Raw genomic sequence first — 17,986 nt, 5'->3', positions numbered from 1 at the left:
TTCGAGTGCACTCCATGGCAAGTGCCAGCTGAGAACGGCGGTCCGGCTGCCATGGCCGTGGGTCATGCTGAAGGAGCGGGTGCGTAGGCGACGCCGGTCAGTTCCTCGGACAGTGCCCACAGGCGGCGTGCGGTGTCAGGGTCCTGCGCCGCAGGGTCGGGGCGGACGACCGTGGGATGTCCGCGCAACTCCTTCCATCCGTCGGGGCCGAAGAACTGCCCGCCCTCGACGTCCGGTGCCGTCGCGGCGCGCAGCTGGGGAAGCGCGCCGGTCTCGACGTCCTGGGCGAACAGCCGGTTGACGAGGGCGCCTCCCACCCGGAACAGGCCGGTCGGGCCGGTGCGCTGGAGGTTGGTGGCGGTGATCCCGGGGTGGCCGAGCAGGCTGCGTACCGGACTGCCGGCCGCGCGGAGCCTGCGGTCGAGTTCCAGGCCGAAGAGGACATTGGCGAACTTCGACTGGTCGTAGTACTTCACGCGCTGGTACTTCCGGGCGCCCGAGAGGTCGTCGAAGTAGATCTGCCCGCCGTGATGCCCGATCGAGCTGACCGTCACCACACGCGGGTCCCGCCCCTGCCGCAGCAGGTCCATGAGCAGGCCGGTGAGGGCGAAGTGGCCGAGGTGGTTGCCGGCGAACTGTGACTCGTGGCCCTGGGGGCTCAGCGTTCGGGGTGGCGTCATGACCCCGGCGTTGTTGATCAGGACGTCGACCTGCAAGGCGTCGTCATGCACGCGGGCGGCGAACGCCTTGACCGAGTCCAGGTCGGCGAGGTCGAGATGGCGTGTCTCAAGGCTTGCGTCGGGATCGGCGGCGCGGACGTCGGCGACGGCCCGGCGGCCCTTGGCCTCGTTGCGTACGGCCATGACGACGTGCGCACCGTGCCGCGCCAGGTGGCGGGTGGTGGCCAGGCCCAGGCCGCTGTTGGCTCCGGTGACGACGAAGGTCCCGCCCGTCAGGTCGGGGATGCGGGATGCGGTCCATTTACTGTCTGACATGAGGCCCAGACTGCCATTGATGGCACAGTGAGTCAATCAAGGCGTGGCGGGACTCGCCTGGCTCGGACTAGCATCTGTGCCGTGGGAGATACAGAGACGGCCCCGGCGGCCAACATGGCGGAGCGCAAGCGCCGGCTCGTGCGCAGCGAACTGGCTGAGGCCGCGGTCAAGCTGCTGGCCGACCAGGGGTTCGAAGAGACGACGGTCGACCAGATCGTGGCCGCCGTGGGAATGTCACGCCGTACGTTCTCGCGCTACTTCGATTCCAAGGAAGACGTGATCGTGCACATGCTGGCGGAAGCCGGCGTGAGGCTGTGCGCGGAGCTGAACGCCCGGCCGGCCGACGAGCCGCCCGCGCTGGCGTTGCGTCGCGCCCTGTCGGTGTTCACCTCGATGAGCGTCGGCAATCCGGCCAAGATGCTGCGCGTGAGCAGGTTGATCCTCGACACCCCGGCCCTTCTGGCCCGCTTCCTGGAGCGGCAGTCCCAGTGGCAGGCCGAGATGACCGGCATCCTCGCCCTGCGAGCCGGACTGGCCCCGGACGCCGACCTGCGTCCTGCCGTCGCTGCCGGCGTCACCCTGACGGCCTTCCAAGCCGCCCTGCGCCGCTGGGTGGACAGCGACGGCAGCGAAAGCCTGGACGAACTCGTCGATCAGGCTCTTGCCCTGGTCGGACCGGTGATCCAACTCGGAGTCGATGCGGGCTGACCGACTCCCGAACTGCATGTCGGCCCGTCACATGGCGACTGGACAGCGCGCAGAAGAGCACGGCCGCGTACGGTCTTGCCGTCCACGGCGATCGGCCGCAGCCCGCCCGCGGCGGCGGGGGTGTTCCGGGCCGTGCGGAAAGAGCCGACGCGGCGTCCGGCGCAGCACCATCCAGACAGGCCAGCAGCCGCCGCGGCCCCTGCCTGACCAACCAAGCACCCGAACCCGCATGCGCATGCGCCGGCAGAACCACTTGCCCGCACCAACGGTCCGGTCCTTACCGCGTCCCGCCGCCGATCGCGGCCAGGTGGGCACCGCCCCGCAGAACGAGATGCAGATCGTGCACCCCGGTCACCTCCGCGGGCAGCGGTGCGCTGACCGTGCGCCAGTCGTACCGGCCGTCGGTGTCGGCGGGGACGTGGAGGGCGGCCAGCAGGCTGCCGGTGCCGGGGCCGCCGTCGGCGTAGATCTCGACGGTCGCGTCCTCTTGCGTCGCGCGGGACACCTCGGCCGTGATGACGCGCGGTCCGTCTGCCGGACTGCCCAGGTCGACCGAGCGGTAGCGCAGTCCGCAGCAGGTTTCGCCGGTTGCCGGCGTGACCGCCTCCCCCTCCTCCCGGGTGGCGTCGACGAGCGTGCCGCCCACGCACTCGTCGAAGTCGACGGCCCTCAGTCGTCCGCCGACGAGGCCGCGGGCGGGAAGGGCCGGCCCCGTCACGGTGAGGGGCGCCGTCAGGGCGATGGCTTGGGCCGAGTGCCCGATCAGGATCTCGTACTGTCCCGGGTCCACGGCGAAGGCACCGGCTGAGACCGACCAGTGAGCCAGGGCCGCGACGGGCACAGCGAACTCCAGCCGCCGCCGTTCGCCGGGGCCGAGGGAGACCTTGCGGAAGTCCGTCAGTCTGCGCCTGGGCGCATGGTGGCGGGCGGCGAGCGCGCGGGTGTAGAGCTGCACGGTCTCGGTGCCCGTGCGTGTTCCGGTGTTGGTGAGCTCGACGCTCACGGCCAGGGTGTCGTCCTGCGCCGCTTCCTGGGCGGACAGCCGCAGGTCGGAGTAGGCGAAGGTGGTGTAGGACAGGCCGTGCCCGAAGGGGTACAGCGGTGCGGCTTCGTGGTACTGGTACGTCCAGCCGGCGCTGATGATGTCGTAGTCGAGGCGGCCGGGCAGCGGGTCGTCGCCGCGGTACCAGGTCTGTGGGAGCCGTCCCGACGGTTCGGCCTCGCCGAGCAGGATCGCGGCGAGTGCCCGGCCCGTCTCCTGCCCGCCGTGGGAGGTCCACACCACGGCGGGCAGGTGCTTGTCGGCCCAGTCGACGGCGTACGGGTAGCTGCTCATCACGACCAGCACGGTCGCGGGGCGCGCGGCGGCGACGGCGCGCAGCAGGGTTTCCTGTGCGGGCGGCAGCACGATGCCCCTACGGTCCTCGGTCTCGCGGCCGTTGATGTGCGGGTCGTTGCCGAGGACGACCACGGCGACGTCCGCCGAGGCGGCGGCAGCGATGGCTTCGGCGATTCCGTTCCTGACCACCGTCCGGGTCCAGCGTTCCGCCTTTTCGGGGGCTTCGGCGGAGAGGGTGACCCGGCCGGTGGCGGCGTCCACGGCGGCGTATCGGCCGTTGCTGACGTTGCGCAGCAGTACCGTGCCGTCCGGCTGGGGTTCCAGCCGGAAGGTCTCGTGGACGAACCAGCCGTTGGGCTGCGCCTGGTCGGCGGCGAGGGTGAGGTGGCCGTCCTTGAGGGTGACGTAGCGCTCGGTGCGCGCGTTGCGGAGGGTCAGCACGCCTTCACCCCAGTCGAACAGGTCGTGGCAGGCGCCGTCGCCCGCCTGCTGCTCGGCCGAGGGAGCACCGGCCACCATGGGCCCACCGGGGTCGGGCGTCGGCACGCGCAGCAGGCCCCCGGTGGAGGCGGCGCGCAGCGTGATCCGGTCGACTCCCTCCGCGCGGACCGGTTCGGCGCCGCGCTCCTCGAGTGCCGCCCCGAGGCCGGTGGCGACGGTGATCCGGTACGGCATGGTGCCGCTGTACCAGTCCTCGAAGAGGGTGTCCGCCAGCGGACCGACGAGCGCCACGCGCCGACCGGGTGCCGGTGACAGCGGCAGTGCACCGTCGTTCTTCAGCAGCACCACCGACTCCGTGGCGGCGCGCAGCGCGAGCGCACGGTGTGCGGGGCTGTCCACCACGTCGTCGCGGATGCCGGCGTAGGGGCCGAGGTCCGGGTCGAACTCGCCGAGGCGGAAACGTATCGACAGGTGGCGTCGGACGGCGCGGTCGATGTCGGCCTCGGTGAGCAGTCCGCGGTCGACCGCCGTGCGGAGCCTGCCGAGGGTGATGCTGCCGTCCTCGCGCTGTTCGGTGATGCTGTCGACGCCGGCGCGTACCGCCGCCGCGTGGGAGGTGGGGTGGTCGTCGAAGTAGTGCTCCGATTCGGCCAGGTTGGTCACGGCTCCGGCGTCGCTGCAGACGAACAGCTCGTTGCCGGTGGGCTCGGCCCAGCTTCGTACCTCGGTCTCCAGCAGTGGACTGACGTGGCAGGGGCGGCCGTTGATGAGGTTGTAGGCCGGCATGACGCCGGTGGCGGCACCGGACGCGATGGCCGGGCGGAAGGCGGCGAGGTCGTATTCGTGCAGCACCCTGGGCGGCACCGCGGAGGAGGTGATGTCGCGCTCGTTCTCGTTGTTGTAGGCGAGGAAGTGCTTCAGCAGCGGTGCCGTGCGCAGGTGGACCGGGTGGTCCCCGGCCAGCCCGCGGCAGAAGCTGACGGAGAGCCGGCCGGTGAGCAGCGGATCCTCCGCGTACCCCTCCTCGTTACGGCCCCAGCGGGGATCGCGCAGCAGGTTCACCACGGGCGCCCAGACCTGGAGGCTGTGCCGGTGTCCGTCGACGGCGGGGCGCTGGTGGAAGGCACGTACCTCGGTGCCGACGGCCGTGGCGACCTCGTGCAGCAGTTCCTCGTCCCAGGTGGCTCCCAGGCCTACCGCCTGCGGGAACACGGTGGCCGGCCCCAGCCAGGCCACGCCGTGCAGCCCTTCGGTGCCGGTCTTGAAGGGGGCCAGTCCGAGGCGGGGAACTCCTGGTGAGTACTGGTAGAGCAGCTCGATGCGCTCGTCGAGCGTCAGCCGGGAGATCAGGTCGTCGACGCGCTGGGCGAGCGGGAGCACGGGGTCACGGAACGGCAGGTCGGTGACGGGCGGCTCGGGGGTTGTGGCGGCGGTACTCACCTGAGAGGCCCCTTGCAGGAGGTCGAGGGAGAGGACGTGGAAAGCGTGGGCGACTGCGGGCCCGGGCGGCGTACAGCTCTCCTGGATCACACAGCCGTGCAGTCGAAGCGCTTCGACGTTCGCATGACGCTGAGTCGTGTGTCAATCACAGGGCTACCGGCCGTCGCAAGGGGTTTGTACAGCGTTGGCGCCCCTCCGGAAGTCCGACCCGGGTATGGGCTCACCTGCGGATAAGCCGTATGACGGCAAGGCTCGCCACGACCCTCGAACGCGCCTGTTACCGAAAAGTGACCTGGACGGCCCGTTGTCGTGTCCGGAAACGCGGTCTTAGTGTCACCGAAACGTCGAAGCGCATCGACTCGGATTCCGCCCGCCCTCCCGACATCAGGTCGCCGGACGACTCAGCGTCGGCCCGCCCGCCGGTCGGGGCCACGAAAACGAAGGGCCCAACGACATGAGCACCGAGATGAACCGCCGAGCCGTCCTGCGAACGGCCGCCGGCGCAGCGGGCGCCGCCGCCCTCTCGCCGCTGCTGGCCGCCTGTGGCGGCAGCGGCTCCGGTACCGGCAAGGGCGGCACGAGCAGCAAGAAGGGCCTGGCCGCCGCACTGCCCGCCTATGTGCCCAGCGCGGTCGGCAAGCCGGACTTCCCGTCCGTCACCTTCCCCAACGGAGCGGTCACGGAGCCGGGTTACCTCACTTACCCCGCCGAGCCGGTCACCACGGTGAGGAAGACCCCGGGCCAGGGCGGTCACTACACGTCCGCCACGCCGCTCTGGGGCACCATCCCGCCCGCCGGCAACCAGTACTACCAGGCCATGTCCAAGGCGCTGGGCACCACGATCAAGATGCAGCCGGCCAACGGCAACACCTACGGAACCTCCCTGGCCACCCTCTCCGCCTCCGGCAACCTCCCGGACTGGGTGCAGATCCCGGCCTGGATGAACGGGCAGGTCCGGACGGGCGGGCTGGTGGGCCGCCACCTGGCCGACCTGACGCCCTACCTGTCGGGCGACCACGTCAAGGAGTACCCCAACCTGGCGGCCATCCCCAGCAGCGGATGGATGGCGGGCGCCTGGGAGAACAAGCTCTACGGCATCCCGTGCTTCACCAGCGGCACGAGCTTCAACCAGATCATCTTCTACCGGCACGACGTGCTGCAGGACCACGGCATCGACGCCGCCGACATCAGGTCCGCGGACGATCTGATGCGCGTCGGCAGGGAACTCACCGACGCCAAGGCGGGACGCTGGGCGTTCGACGACATCTGGACGTACTTCAACGGTGCGTTCGGTGTGCCGCAGAAGTTCCGGGTGGACGGCGGCGAACTGGTCCACAAGTACCGGACGCCGGAGATCCTGGAAGCCCTCAACTGGCACCACAAGCTGGCGAAGTCCGGCTTGATGAACCCGGACGCGCTGGCCGGCAACGTCAACGACAGCAAGACCCGGTTCTACGCAGGCAAGACCGTCATCACGGGCGACGGCATGGGAGCCTGGGGGGTCAGCGACGCACAGTCGGGACAGGCGGCCAACAAGACGTACCGGCGCGGCCTGTTGCCGGTCTTCGCGGCGGACGGCCACTCCAGGCCGTACGTCTACATCGGCTCGGGGACCGGGTACGTGAGCTACGTCAACGCGCGCCTGAAGCCGGGCCAGATACGGGAGTTGCTCTCCGTGGCCGACTACCTGGCCGCGCCGTGGGGTTCGGCCGAGTACACGATGGCCATCTACGGCGTCAAAGGCGTGGACTACAACCTGGTCAAGGGAGTTCCCGTCGCGACGCCCACCGGGCAGCAGAACGTCCAGCAGGCCACGTATCCCTTCCTGGCCGCGTGCCCGAACACGGTGAACAACCCGGGTTACCCGGAGATCACCAAGGAGCAGTGCGCCTGGCTCAAGGCCACAGCGCCGTTCGCGGTCAAGCCGGTCTTCTGGAACCTGAACGTCACCGTCCCGGGCCGGTACAGCGCCGCCGACACGGCGCAGGCCGTCGAGGACACCATCACCTCCGTCATCCACGGGATCAAGCCGGTCTCGGCCTTCCAGGAGGCGGTCAGCACCTGGCGGCGCAGTGGCGGTGACCAGCTGGTGGGCTGGTACCAGGACACGATTCTCGCCAAGTACGGCGCCAACCAGTAGCGGTGAAGCGCAGTGACCGGGCCGTCGGCGCGACGCAGACCGCGACCCGGGCGGAACGAGCCGAGCCAAGGAGGATGGGTGCACACCACAGTCGTCGACGTCAGCCCGGACAGCCCGCAGCACGAGCCGCGACGTAGAGCGGCCGGGCGGCGGGCGACCCGGGCGGACGCCCCGAGCCTCACCTTCAGGACGCGGCTGCGCCGCGACAAGTCCCTGATCCTGATGACCCTGCCGGTCGTCCTTCTGCTGCTCATCTTCAACTACGTACCGATCCTCGCGAACATCGTCGCCTTCAAGTACTACGACCCGCTGGTCGGAGTGATCGACAGCGACTGGATCGGACTGGACAACTTCCGCCAGCTGTTCGGCGATCCCCTCTTCTGGCAGGCGCTGAAGAACACCCTGGAACTCAGCATCGTCCAGCTGGTGCTCTTCTTCCCGGTACCGATCATGCTCGCGCTGCTGCTCAACTCGGTGCTCAGCAGCCGGATCCGGTCGGTCATCCAGTCGGTCACCCTGCTGCCCCACTTCTTCTCCTGGGTCCTGACGATCACCCTGTTCCAGCAGATGCTCGGTGGGGCCGGGCTGCTCAACCAGTTCCTGCGCAACCACGACATGACGCCGTGGAACATCATGACCGACCCGCACACCTTCCAACTGCTGGTCACCTCGCAGGTCGTGTGGAAGGAGTCCGGCTGGGGCATCATCGTCTTTCTCGCCGCGCTCGCCGCGCTCGACCAGAACCTCTACGAGGCGGCGGCCGTGGACGGCGCGGGCCGCTGGCGCCGGCTGTGGCACATCACGCTGCCGGGCATCCGCGCCGTCACCGTACTGATGCTGGTGCTGCGCCTCGGCAACATCCTCAGCGTGGGTTTCGAGCAACTGCTCATCCAGCGGGCGGCGGTCGGGCACGACGCGGCCGACGTCCTCGACACCTTCTCCTTCTACTACGGCATCGCGACCAACAACTACGGCTACGGCGTGGCGGCGGGCATCTTCAAGAGCGTCATCTCCCTGCTGCTGCTGTGGGGCGCCAACAAGCTCGCACACGCCATGGGCGAGGACGGACTGTACCGCCGATGACCGATCTGACCGCAGCCGCCACGGCTGCCCGCCGCCGCAACCCCGCCCGCCCCGTGTGGGAGGAGCCGCCTTCCGTCGCCGGTCAGGCCGGCAAGTCTGCCGTCCTCGTCGTCATCCTGCTCGCCGTCCTGGTTCCGCTGTGGTCCGTGGCGATCACCAGTCTGTCCACGCAGGCGGCGATCAACGACGCCGGGGGCATGGTCCTCGTACCGCGCGACCTGACCCTGAACGCCTACGACACGATCCTGCAGGGCGACCCGGTCGCCCGGGCACTCGTGGTGAGCCTCGGCATCACCGTCGTGGGCACCGCGTTCTCCATGGTGATCTCGGTGCTGTGCGCCTACGGGCTCTCCCGCAGCGGATCGCTGGGCCACCGCACCATCCTGATGCTGCTCATCGTCACCATGTTCGTCAGCGCCGGACTGATCCCCAGCTACCTGGTGGTCGTGGGACTCGGCGGATACAACCAGTACTGGGCGCTGATCGTGCCGAGCGCGGTGAGCGTGTTCAACATCATCGTGCTGCGCGCCTTCTACTCCGGAACGGCCACCGAACTCATCGACGCCGCCCGGATGGACGGCGCCAGCGAGTGGCGCATCCTGTGGTCGGTGGTCCTGCCCACGTCGCGCGCGGTCACCGCGGTGGTCACGCTGTTCTACGCCGTCGGCTACTGGAACTCCTTCTTCAACGTCATGCTCTACATGCCGCTCGACAGCAGGAAGTGGCCGCTGCAGTACGTGCTGTACCAGTACGTCAACCTCGGCTTCAACCTGCCGGGACAGACCAACTCCGGCTTCGGCGACGGAAAGTCGCTGACGGCTCCCCTGTCGCTCCAGATGGCGGTGGTCGTACTGACGCTGCTCCCCGTCGTCCTCGCCTTCCCGTTCCTGCAGAAGCATCTGGCCAAGGGCATGCTCACCGGCGCGATCAAGGGCTAGGGACGCACATGACGCAGCACATCACCGAACGCCCTCGAGCGCCAGGGCGAACACGCCTCGAGGTCGGCTGACACCGTCCACCCGCCCGTCCCCAACCACATCCGAGCCGACGGGACCTCTGCCTGTGCACAGGCCCCGTACGGACGCGCACCGAAAGGCCAGGAACCGCCATGACGCATGCCCCGCACCTCTCCCGCCGAGGACTGCTGGCCGCCGGCGCGGCCACGGCCGCGCTCCCCGTGCTCGCCCCGTCCGCCGCCTCGGCCGCGTCCGCCGACCCGGCCGGCAAGGCCAGACGTACGCCGTACACCTTCCGCAACGCGGAGATCGTCGGCGGCGGTTTCGTCACCGGCATCGTCTTCAACCAGCGCGAGCCCGGACTGGTGTACGCCCGTACCGACATCGGCGGCGCCTACCGCCTCGACAAGGCGTCCCAGCGGTGGATCCCCCTCACCGACGGGGTCGGCTGGGACGAGTACGGACACACCGGCATCATCAGCATCGCCACCGACGAGACCGACCCCGACCGCGTCTACCTGGCGGCGGGCACCTACCCCATGCCCGAGTGGGACCCGAGCCTGGCCGCGATCCTGCGCTCGACCGACCGCGGCCGTACCTGGAAAACTACTCCCCTGCCGTTCCGGCTGGGCGGCAACATGCCCGGCCGGGGCATCGGCGAGCGGCTGGCGATCGACCCGCACCGCAACAGGATCCTCTACCTGGGGGTGCGCGGCGGCAACGGGCTGTGGCGCAGCACCGACTACGGCAAGACCTTCGCGCAGGTGACGAGCTTTCCCAACGCGGGCAACTTCGTGCCCGACCCCAACGATCCCGACGGCCCGAACGGCGACAACCTGGGTGTGCTGCAAGTCGTCTTCGACAAACGCACCGCAAGGGCGGGCAGGGCCACCCGGACGATCTACGTCACCGTCGCCGACAAGGACAACATCCTGTACCGGTCGACCGACGCGGGGGCGACCTGGGAACGCGTTCCCGGGCAGCCCACCGGGTTCATCCCGCACCACGCGGTCCTCGACCACGTCGGCGGCTACCTGTACCTGGCGACCAGCAACACCGCGGGCCCCTACGACGGCTCCAAGGGCGACGTGTGGAAGCTGGACACCGCCAGCGGCACCTGGACCCGGATCAGCCCGGTCCCCTCCACCAGCGACGACAACCAGTGGGGTTACAGCGGGCTGACCATCGACCGGCAGAACCCGGACACCCTGATGGTGTCCACCCAGGTCAAGTGGTACCCGGACTGCTTGCTCTACCGCTCCACCGACGGCGGCGCGAGCTGGACCCCCGCATGGGAGCTGGGCCCGAATTCCGAGCGCACCCTGCGCTACGACATGGACGTCTCCGCCGCCCCCTGGCTGACCTGGAACGCCTCGCCGTCGCTGCCGGAGATGACCCCCAAGCTGGGCTGGATGATGGAGTCCGTCCAGATCGACCCCTTCGACTCCGACCACTTCATGTACGGCACCGGCGCCACGATCTACGGCGCCGACAACCTCACCGACTGGGACAGCGGCGGCACGGTGCACCTGTCCGTGCGGGCCCAGGGCCTGGAGGAGTGCTCGATCGCCTGCGTGATCAGCCCGCCCGTCGGCCCCGCGCACCTCTTCTCCGGCGTCGGGGACGTCGGCGGCTTCCGCCACACGGACCTGAACAAGGCGACGAAGATGTACGACCGTCCGACCTTCGGCATCACCACCGCCCTGGACTACGCGGAGCTGGCGCCCCACACCCTCGTGCGGGTCGGCGACCCCACCAGCGGCTGGACCCAGCATTTCGCCGTCTCCACCGACAGCGGCGCCACCTGGACACCCTCGGGCAGCGAGCCGGCCGGCCTGACCGGACCCGGGGGCCATGACCAATCCGTCGCCGTCAGCGCCGACGGCAGGCGGATCGTCTGGTCACCGGACGGAGCGCCGGTCAGCTGGTCCGACGACCACGGAGCCACCTGGACCGCGTCGAAGGGCTTGCCGGCCGGGGCCTCGGTGCGCTCCGACCGGGTGAACCCGGCGACGTTCTACGCCTACGACTCCGGCGTCTTCTACCTCAGCACGGACGGCGGCACGAGCTTCAAGGCCACGGCGGCGACCGGTCTGCCCACCGCGGGCAACGTCCGGTTCAAGCCGGTACCGGGCCACGAGGGCGACATCTGGCTGGCCGGCGGCACCGCCAAGCCCACCACCCCCACACCGTACGGGCTGTGGCGCTCGACCGACTCCGGGACGTCCTTCACCAGGTTCCAGGCGGTGGACGAGGGCGACGTCGTCGGATTCGGCAAGGCCGCACCCGGCGCCACCTACCCCGCCGTCTACACCAGCTCCAGGATCCACGGCGTACGCGGCATCTTCCGCTCGGACGACACGGGCCGCACCTGGACCCGCATCAACGACGACCGCCACCAGTACGCCTGGACCGGCAACACCATGACCGGGGACCCCCGGGTCCACGGCCGCGTCTACTTCGGGACCAACGGACGCGGAGTCATCTACGGCGACCCCACGTAAGTTCCGCCTCGGGCTCGCCCAGCTCCGCAGCCGCCGTTCCGAAGGGGAATCCGACGACGCCCCGGCCACCAGGGCAGGACGACCGCCTTCTCCTCGTCTGTGTGATCCCCCCACTCAGCACACATTCCGGAGGGCTGATGAACATCCGTATCGGCTGGGTCGCGCTTCTCGCGGCTCTGGCTATCGTCCTCACCCTGCCGAACTCGGCAGCGGCGGCCTCATCGACGTACTGGTTCAAGTACTACGCGACCGACATCAGCCTCGGCGGCCGTACCTGGAACATCTACGAGTACGACTGGCCGGACGGCGTCAGCCACACCATCAGCATCATGGCCGGCTGGGAGTTCGGGCCGGGCACCTACTCAGCGAGCTCCTGGGGCGTCGCGGGCTTCTGACGCCGCGACGAACCGAAGGGCGGACCAGTAACCGGCCGTCCTGTGTCCATAAGCGCCGCCCGACTCTCCACAGGGAAGCACCGTCATGACCACACGTAGTGTCACCGACCGCCTGGGTGGGCTCGCCTTCGGCGGGGACTACAACCCCGAGCAGTGGGACGAGCCGGTCTGGAAGGAGGACGACGAGCTCATGCGCCGGGCCAGGGTCAACCTGGCCACGGTGGGCGTCTTCTCCTGGGCCCTCCTCGAACCGGAGGAGGGACGCTACGACTTCGCCTGGCTCGACGCCCACATCGACCGCCTGCACGGGAACGGCGTGGCCGTCGACCTCGCCACCCCGACGGCCTCCCCGCCGCCCTGGTTCACCCTGGCCCACCCCGACGCGCTGCCGGTCACCCCGGACGGCACCCGCCTCACCCACGGCAGCCGCGACACCTACTGCCTCACCGCGCCCGCCTACCGCAGTGCGGCCCGCCGGATCGCCTCCGCCCTGGCCGAGCGGTACGGCGACCACCCCGCCCTCGCGCTGTGGCACGTGCACAACGAGTACGGCACGCTCTGCCACTGCGACCACACCGCCGCAGCCTTCAGGGGGTGGCTGCGCGCCCGCCACGGCTCGCTGGACGCCCTCAACGACACGTGGGGGACGGCCTTCTGGAGCCAGTGCTACACCTCCTGGGAGCAGGTACTGCCACCGCGCGCGACGCAGTGGCACAAAAATCCCGGCCAGGCACTGGACTTCCACCGGTTCTGGTCGGACGAGATCATCGCCGCCTACCGCGAGCAGCGCGACGCGATCCGCGTCCACAGCGACCGGCCGGTGACGACCAACCTGATGCTCCCCGGCTACCAGAACGTGGACCTGTGGTCCCTGGCCCGGGAACTCGACGTGGTCACCTCCGATCACTACCCCGGGTCGCCGGGCCTGGACGCCGCCGCCGACACCGCCTTCCACGCCGACCGCACCCGCTCCCTGGCCGACGGCAGCCCGTGGCTGCTGATGGAACAGGGCACCAGCACCGTCTACGACCGCGACCGCGTCCTGGCCAAGGAGCCCGGGGAGATGCTGCGCCACACCCTCGGTCACATCGCCCGCGGTTCGGAGGGCGCCCTCTTCTTCCAGTGGCGTCAGTCCCGGGCCGGCGCCGAGATGTGGCACTCGGCGATGGTCCCGCACGCGGGCCCCGACAGCCGCATCTTCCGCGAGGTCACCCAGGTCGGCGACGCGATCGCCCGGCTCGGCGAGCTGGCCGGATCGACCGTCTCCGCCCCGGTGGCCGTCCTCCACGACGCGGACGCCTGGTGGGCCCTGAGCGTGGACGGCCTGCCCTCCCCCGACCTCGGCTACCACGAGGCACTGGGTCAAGCACACCGGGCGCTGTGGGACGCGGGCGTCACAGTCGACTTCGCCCACCCCGGACAGGAGTTGGGCCGCTACCGGCTCGTCATCGCCCCGGCCCTGTTCCTGATGTCCGACGCGGGCGCCGAGAACCTGCGCCGTTACGTCGAGGGCGGTGGGACGCTCCTCGTCCAGCACGCCGGCGGATTCGTCGACGACCGCCTCCACGCCCGGCTGGGCGGCTACCCCGCCGGGCCGCTGCGCGAGGCACTGGGCATCCGCGTCGAGGAGTACCGGCCGCTGCGGCGGGAGGAGCGGATCGCCCTGTCGGACGGGTCGTACGGCACCGTCTGGAGCGAGTCCCTGCGCAGCGGGAACGCCGAGACGCTCGCCGCCTACACCCAAGGCATGCTCACGGACCGTCCCGCGCTCACGCGGCACCGCTACGGCGCCGGGCAGGGCTGGTACCTCTCCACCCGCCTCAACGGCGCCGGTTACGGCGCTCTGATCCATCGGCTGCTCGACGAGGCCGGTGCCGGCCCGGACACGCCGGGTCTGCCGGCCGGGGTGGAAGCCGTCACCCGGCACGCACCCGACGGCCGCCGCTGGCAGGTCCTGATCAACCACGGACCGGACACCGTGTCCCTGCCGGAGCCCGCCCACGACCTGCTCACCGGCACCACGGCACGCGACCTGCCGCCCGGTGCCTGCGCGGTGCTGCGCAAGCCCTGACCTGGAAAGGCCACCCATGACCAAGCAACAGCAGAGCATCCGCTGGGGGCATGCGGCCCTCCAGTTGGAGATCCTCCTCGACGACGACGGCAGCCCGCGCCTGACTCACCTCGGACTGCCCGGCGAGGCGGACAGCAGCCCCGGCACACCCCTGCCCCTGGTGGAAGTGACAGCCGCGGGCCACGGCCGCCGATGGTCGGGCAGCCGTCTCGTCGACACCGGCCTCGGCGGGCGGTTGCGCCACCGGGCCCACCACGCGACCCGCGACGGCGACTGGCACACGCTGACCGTCCATCTCCACGACCCGGAGACAGGGTTGGCCGCGGAGGTGACCTACCGGTCGCCGGACGGTGTGCCCGTGCTTCGTAGCGAGGTGACCCTGCGCAACGAAGGGCAGACCACGCTTCACCTGGAGTCGGTCAGCTCTCTCGTGGTGGGCGGCCCGACCGCGGAAGGTCCGGAGGCTCTCGACGCCGCGGACCTGCTGTGGGCGGAGAACGACTGGCTCGCCGAGTGCCGCTGGCAGCGGCAGCCGATGCGCCGGACCACACCCGCCCTCAGCGGACGAGTGACCTACGGTCACGGCAAGGCGGGCTTCGCCCTGAACGGCCAGGGCACCTGGTCCAGTTGCGGACACCTGCCGATGGGCGGCCTCACGGACCGCCTCTCCGGCCGCACCTGGGTATGGCAGATCGAGCACAACGGCGGGGGCTGGCACTGGGAGTGCGGCGAGCGGGACAAGGCGGCCTACACGGCACTGTTCGGGCCCACCGACACCCACCACGGCTGGCGCCACCCCATCGCGCCCAGCGCCGCCTTCCGGACCGTACCCGCCGCGCTGGCCTTCAGCGCCGACGGCGGTCCCGACGCCGCGTTCGCCGCGCTGACCCACTACCGCCGCGCCCAGCGCCGTCCGCACACCGACCACCACCGCCTGCCCGTCGTCTTCAACGACTACATGAACTGCCTGATGGGCGATCCCACCACCGACAAGCTCCTGCCGCTGATCGACGCGGCCGCCGAGGCGGGTGCCGAGTACTTCGTCATCGACGCCGGCTGGTACGACGACGATGACGGCGGCTGGTGGACCACCGTCGGCGCCTGGGAACCGGCCGCCTCACGCTTCCCCGGGGAGAAGGGGATCCACGAGGTGCTGGACCACATCCGCGAGCGCGGCATGGTCCCCGGCCTGTGGCTGGAGCCGGAGGTGATCGGCGTGCACAGCCCCATGGCCAAGGCCCTGCCCGACGAGGCGTTCTTCCGCCGCGACGACGTGCGCATCTCGGAAGTGGACCGGCACCACCTGGATCTCCGCCACCCCGCCGCCCGTGCCCACCTGGACCAGGTCGTGGACCGCCTGGTCGGCGAGTGGGGCGTCGGCTACCTCAAGCTCGACCACAACATCGATCCCGGCTCCGGCACCAGCGCCCGCCCCGGCGAGACCCCGGCCGCCGGCCTGCTCGGCCACAACCGCGCCCATCTCGACTGGCTCGACGGCATCCTCGACCGGCATCCGCACCTGGTGGTGGAGAACTGCTCCTCCGGCGGCATGCGCTGGGACCACGCCCTGCTGTCCCGGCTCCAACTGCAGTCCACCAGCGACCAGCAGAACCTCCAGCTCTACGCCCCCATCGCGGCCTCCGCACCGACCGCCGTCACCCCCGAGCAGGGGGCCGTATGGGCCTACCCCCAGCCGGAGGACTCCCTCGACGAGGTCGCCTTCACCATGGCCAACGCGCTCCTCGGCCGCATCCACCTCTCCGGCCGCATCCCCGAACTCGCACCGGAGGCCCGGGCCCTGGTTCACGAGGCGGTCGCCGTGTACAAGGCCATCCGCGCCGACCTGCCGCAGGCGGTGCCGCTCTGGCCACTCGGCCTCCCCGCCTGGGACGACCCCTGGATCGCCCTGGCCCTGCGCACCCCCACCACCACCTACCTCACCGTCTGGCGCCGCCCCGGCGGCGACCCCTCCGCCACCCTCCACCTGCCCCACCTGCGCGGCCACCACATCCACGCGGACCTGCTGTACCCGTCCACCGGCCAGGCCACCACGACCTGGAACCCCGGCACGGGGGACCTCTTGCTGACCCTGCCCGCCGCCCCTTCTGCCGTCTTGTTTCGCCTCGGCCGCAGGGAGACGAGCGCGGCTTAGGGAGGGTCCTGGCGATCATGAGCGGAGCTGGATGTGACGAGTGCGGCTGCGGTGACGGTGCCGAGGTAGACATAGCCGCGCTTGTCGAACCTGGTCGCAATCGCGCGGAAAACCCTCAGCTTGTTGATCGCCCGTTCGACGGTGGTGCGCCTCTTGTAGCGGTCCTGGTCGAAACCAGGCGGCCGACCGTCGGCGCTGCCGCGCCAGCCCGGTTGGCGTCCTGGTCGGCTATCTCCGGGATGACGTGCCGGATTCCTCGTCTGCGCAGGTAGCGGCGGGTTGGGCGGCGGCTGCGCCTTGTCTGCGCTGACGCTGTCCGACTTCGTATGAGGCCTGCCAGTGGCGAGCCTCGGCACGCGGACCTTGTCCATGACCGGCTCGAGCTGGGTGCAGTCGACCGTCTGCCCAGGCGTGATGACCAGCGAGAGCGCCCGGCAGCGGCCGTCCGCACCCAGGTGGATCTTGGTGGTGAACCCGCCGCGTGAGCGGCCGAGCGCCTCACCTCCCGCACCACCTCCGCCAGCCATTCGATCCGTTCCACCCGGACCGAGCGGCTTTGACCGCCCAGACGAAGCCCCTTTTTGACAGTGGGCGGCGGAGCCTGTTGGGCGCCAGCGGTGTCGTGGTGTGCGCGCACGGATGGCGTGTCGACAGAGATGTCCCAGTCAATCTCGCCGACCGCGTCCGCCTCGGCCTGGACCTGATGGAGGAGCATTTCCCACGCTCCGTCCGCTGACCAGCGGCGAATGCCGCTCCTGCACCGTCTTCCACGGTCCGTACCGTTCAGGCAGATCACGCCACTGCACGCCCGTGCGTATCCGGTGGAGCACCCCGTTCACAACCTGGCGGTGATCCCGCCACCGACCGCAACGCCCGTTGCTCACTGGTAGAGGCGGCTCCAGCCATTTCCACTGAGCATCCGTCAAGTCACCTCGGCCTCCCACAGTCCCGTCAACGACTGGACTGATCGTCGGGACATCTTCCAGCCTCCGGCGATGTTCGGTGCTGACCGCTGAATACGGTGGAGGGGCCCGGTCGAATGAGAGGACGCGCAGACGTGGATGTGTATCAGGCCGTGGACAGTCGTCGGGCCGTACGGGCGTTCAGCGATGAGCCGGTGCCCAGGGAGGTACTCGAACGAGTGCTGACCGCAGCGACGCGGGCTCCCTCCAGTGGGAACCTCCAACCGTGGCATGTGTATGTCGTGACTGGCGAACCCTTGGCCGAACTGAAGAGACACGCAACCGCCAGGGCACTGGCACGGGACCCGGGTGATGAGCGGGAGTACCCGATGTACCCGGACGAACTGACCTCGCCGTATCTGGACCGCTTCTCCGCCGCGGCCGCCCAGCGGTACAAGTCCCTGGGAATCGAGCGCGACGACCCTGACCGGCCCCAGAAGATCGCCACCTTGAACTCGGAGGCGTTCGGGGCGCCGGTCGTCCTCTTCTGCTATCTCGACCGGACGATGGGGCCCGGACAGTGGGGTGACGCGGGGATGTACCTGCAGACGGTCATGCTGTTGCTGAGGGCGGAAGGATTGCACAGCTGCCCCCAGGTGATGTGGACCATGTATCGCAAGACTGTCAGCCAGATCGTCGGAGCCGATGACGGACTCGTGCTCTTCTGCGGCATCTCAGTGGGATGTGAGAAGGAAGGCATGCCAAGGCTGCGTACCGGGCGGGCGGACATGACGGAAACGGTGAGCTTCATCGGAGTGTGACCGCTGACAGCCGAGATCGACAGGAGACTGCCAAGCGGG

11 protein-coding genes and 1 pseudogene are annotated in these 17,986 nt (G+C 70.0%); 9 read left to right on the top strand and 3 right to left on the bottom strand.

Annotated features, from left to right (window positions below; genetic code table 11):
- Positions 1-62: 62 nt before the first annotated feature.
- Positions 63-995, bottom strand: a complete 933-nt coding sequence (locus tag H295_RS0138375) for an oxidoreductase (protein WP_020140674.1) — start codon at positions 993-995, stop codon at positions 63-65.
- A gap of 114 nt (positions 996-1,109) precedes the next feature.
- Here H295_RS0138375 and H295_RS0138370 point away from each other — a divergent pair, with 114 nt between their 5' ends.
- Positions 1,110-1,703, top strand: coding sequence for a TetR family transcriptional regulator (locus H295_RS0138370; RefSeq protein WP_020140673.1), 594 nt, complete (start codon positions 1,110-1,112; stop codon positions 1,701-1,703).
- A gap of 277 nt (positions 1,704-1,980) precedes the next feature.
- On the opposite strand, the gene H295_RS0138365 is transcribed toward H295_RS0138370, so the two are convergent.
- Complete coding sequence (locus H295_RS0138365) at positions 1,981-4,923, bottom strand: glycoside hydrolase family 3 protein (protein WP_020140672.1); 2,943 nt, start codon at positions 4,921-4,923, stop codon at positions 1,981-1,983.
- Between the two features lie 454 nt (positions 4,924-5,377).
- Between H295_RS0138365 and H295_RS0138360 the strand changes: the two genes are divergently transcribed.
- The 7 genes from H295_RS0138360 to H295_RS0138330 all read left to right on the top strand — a co-directional run bounded on the left by H295_RS0138360 (position 5,378) and on the right by H295_RS0138330 (position 16,224).
- Complete coding sequence (locus H295_RS0138360; RefSeq protein ID WP_020140671.1) at positions 5,378-7,063, top strand: extracellular solute-binding protein; 1,686 nt, start codon at positions 5,378-5,380, stop codon at positions 7,061-7,063.
- 78 nt (positions 7,064-7,141) lie between these two features.
- Positions 7,142-8,146 (top strand): ABC transporter permease, encoded by a 1,005-nt coding sequence (locus H295_RS0138355; RefSeq protein ID WP_020140670.1) that lies wholly within the window; start codon positions 7,142-7,144, stop codon positions 8,144-8,146.
- The gene (locus H295_RS0138350) at positions 8,143-9,084 is read left to right on the top strand and encodes a carbohydrate ABC transporter permease (protein WP_020140669.1); all 942 of its coding nucleotides are present in this window, start codon (positions 8,143-8,145) and stop codon (positions 9,082-9,084) included. The genes H295_RS0138355 and H295_RS0138350 overlap by 4 nt, the downstream gene beginning before the upstream one ends.
- A 170-nt stretch (positions 9,085-9,254) precedes the next feature.
- Positions 9,255-11,606, top strand: a complete 2,352-nt coding sequence (locus H295_RS0138345) for a sialidase family protein (protein ID WP_020140668.1) — start codon at positions 9,255-9,257, stop codon at positions 11,604-11,606.
- A gap of 137 nt (positions 11,607-11,743) precedes the next feature.
- Positions 11,744-12,001 carry a hypothetical protein gene (locus H295_RS0138340; protein WP_020140667.1) on the top strand — a complete coding sequence of 86 codons (258 nt, stop codon included), beginning with the start codon at positions 11,744-11,746 and terminating at the stop codon, positions 11,999-12,001.
- Positions 12,002-12,086: 85 nt separating this feature from the next.
- Positions 12,087-14,072, top strand: a complete 1,986-nt coding sequence (locus H295_RS0138335; RefSeq protein WP_020140666.1) for a beta-galactosidase — start codon at positions 12,087-12,089, stop codon at positions 14,070-14,072.
- 16 nt (positions 14,073-14,088) lie between these two features.
- Positions 14,089-16,224 carry an alpha-galactosidase gene (locus tag H295_RS0138330; protein WP_020140665.1) on the top strand — a complete coding sequence of 712 codons (2,136 nt, stop codon included), beginning with the start codon at positions 14,089-14,091 and terminating at the stop codon, positions 16,222-16,224.
- Here H295_RS0138330 and H295_RS46985 read toward each other — a convergent pair.
- Positions 16,221-17,168 (bottom strand): annotated as a pseudogene (locus tag H295_RS46985) (IS5 family transposase). The gene H295_RS0138330 and the pseudogene H295_RS46985 overlap by 4 nt on opposite strands.
- 113 nt (positions 17,169-17,281) lie before the next feature.
- Here H295_RS46985 and H295_RS0138325 point away from each other — a divergent pair.
- Positions 17,282-17,947: a nitroreductase gene (locus H295_RS0138325; RefSeq protein WP_028810138.1), complete on the top strand. Its 666-nt coding sequence runs from the start codon at positions 17,282-17,284 to the stop codon at positions 17,945-17,947.
- Positions 17,948-17,986: the final 39 nt, after the last annotated feature.

The organism is Streptomyces sp. 351MFTsu5.1 (assembly GCF_000383655.1).
GTDB lineage: Bacteria > Actinomycetota > Actinomycetes > Streptomycetales > Streptomycetaceae > Streptomyces > Streptomyces griseorubiginosus.
The sequence above is the reverse complement of the archived record's forward strand: the minus strand, read 5'-3'. Positions and strand labels throughout refer to the sequence as shown.